The organism is Rhodococcus sp. R1101 (assembly GCF_000278445.1).
GTDB classification, from domain to species: domain Bacteria; phylum Actinomycetota; class Actinomycetes; order Mycobacteriales; family Mycobacteriaceae; genus Rhodococcus; species Rhodococcus gordoniae.
Map to the genome: position 1 here is coordinate 1 of NZ_AJVB01000627.1, position 1,874 is coordinate 1,874.

The following is a 1,874-nucleotide window of genomic DNA, read 5'->3' on the forward strand; positions in this document are numbered from 1 at the left end:
CTGGACAGCGCAGGCACGACACCCAGGGTAGCCACGACGGGAGGGGGAACCGCCGCGGTCGTCCGGGTAGGGGATGATGGAACGGTGACGAACGAAGCTCCCCGACCCGACCGCGACGCGGATCCGCCGGTTCCCGGTGGTGCCGACGAACCGGCGCCGTCCCCGTCCACCGGCGTCGGCAGGCGCATGCTGCGACCGCTGCTGCTCGTGGCGCTCGTCGTCTACCTCGCGGATCTGGCGACGAAGGTGCTCGCCGTCCACTACATCGACCCGGCCGACCCGATCTCCATCGTCGGCGACACGGTCACCCTGACGCTGATCCGTAATCCCGGCGCCGCGTTCTCCATGGCCACGGGCATGACCTGGCTGCTCACGCTGGTCGCGATCGCTGTCGTCGTCGGTGTCGTGAAGATCGGCCGGACCTTGAGATCGGGGTGGTGGGCGCTCGGTCTCGCCCTGGTCCTCGGGGGAGCGCTCGGCAATCTCACCGACCGTCTGTTCCGCTCGCCCGGACCGCTCCAGGGCCACGTCGTCGACTTCGTGTCGGTCGGATGGTGGCCGGTGTTCAACGTCGCCGACTCGGCCATCGTGTGCGGAGCGATCCTGCTCGTCGCCCTGACCGTGTTCGGCATCGAACCCGACGGCGGCGCCTCGAAGGGCCGGGACGCGGCACCGGACGAAACGAGAAAGGAATCACACCAGTGAGGGAAACCCGCGCGATGCCCGTACCCGACGGGCTCGACGGGATGCGTGTCGATGCAGGCCTCGCGCGCCTGCTCGGTCTGTCCCGGACCGTGGTCGCCACGCTCACCGAGGAGGGCGCCGTCGTGGTCGACGGTGCGGCCGTGGGCAAGTCCGACCGATTGTCCGGCGGCTCGTGGCTCGAGGTCGAGCTACCCGAGCCGCCCCGTCCCCTGACCATCGAGGCCCAGCCCGTCGAGGGCATGGAGATCCTCTACGCCGACGACGACATCGTCGCCGTCGACAAGCCCGTGGGTGTCGCCGCCCACGCGAGCGTCGGATGGACCGGCCCGACGGTGATCGGCGGTCTCGCCGCCGCCGGATACCGGATTTCCACGTCCGGCGCCCACGAACGGCAGGGCATCGTGCACCGGCTCGACGTGGGTACCTCCGGCGTCATGGTGGTCGCGACATCCGAACGGGCCTACACCGTCCTCAAGCGTGCCTTCAAGGAGCGCACGGTCGAGAAGCGGTACCACGCGCTCGTCCAGGGGCATCCCGACCCGAGCAGCGGTACCATCGACGCGCCCATCGGCCGGCACCGCAGCAGCGACTGGAAGTTCACGGTCACCGCCGACGGGAAACCCAGCGTGACGCACTACGACACGATCGAGGCGTTCCAGGCCGCGAGCCTGCTCGACATCCACCTCGAAACCGGTCGCACCCATCAGATCCGCGTGCACTTCTCGGCGCTGCGTCACCCGTGCTGCGGCGACCTCACCTACGGCGCCGACCCGCGTCTCGCGGCACGTCTCGGTCTCGAACGGCAATGGCTGCATGCCTGCACACTCGGGTTCTCGCATCCCACCCGCGGACATTGGGTCGAGATCACCAGCAAGTACCCGCCGGATCTCGAACACGCACTCGCCGTGTTGCGCAGCGCCTGACCGATGGGACGCGTCCTGCCCTGGGCGGCGGTCGTCGCCCTCGTGGTCGCCGTGCTCGTCGCCGGGTGGACCGCCCCGCCCCGGCCGGCCCCGGTCGGCAGCGACACCCTCGGCCCCGACAACGGTGAAGCGGTCGCCGACTACCTGACGCGAGCCGCCGACAGTCTGACCGAGGCGGACGCGGCCGGAGCCCTCGAACACTGGGGACTGGTGTCGTTCGCCGACACCGTGGCCGTCGACCGGGTC

At 70.2% G+C, this 1,874-nt stretch carries 2 protein-coding genes and 1 pseudogene; all 3 read left to right on the plus strand.

The features are described 5' to 3' along the window. The first annotated feature begins 84 nt into the window (after positions 1-84). Positions 85-705, plus strand: a complete 621-nt coding sequence (gene lspA / locus R1101_RS0122520; RefSeq protein ID WP_016935470.1) for a signal peptidase II — start codon at positions 85-87, stop codon at positions 703-705. A 14-nt stretch (positions 706-719) separates the two neighbouring features. Further along, positions 720-1,628, plus strand: a complete 909-nt coding sequence (locus tag R1101_RS0122525) for an RluA family pseudouridine synthase (RefSeq protein WP_016935471.1) — start codon at positions 720-722, stop codon at positions 1,626-1,628. 3 nt (positions 1,629-1,631) lie between these two features. After that, positions 1,632-1,874, plus strand: a pseudogene (locus R1101_RS0122530) (hypothetical protein); the annotation flags it as partial.

Bases quoted from the DNA above. Each gene is read 5' to 3' on its own strand.
- R1101_RS0122525 (WP_016935471.1), top strand. From the start codon at position 720: ATGCCCGTACCCGACGGGCTCGACGGGATGCGTGTCGATGCAGGCCTC.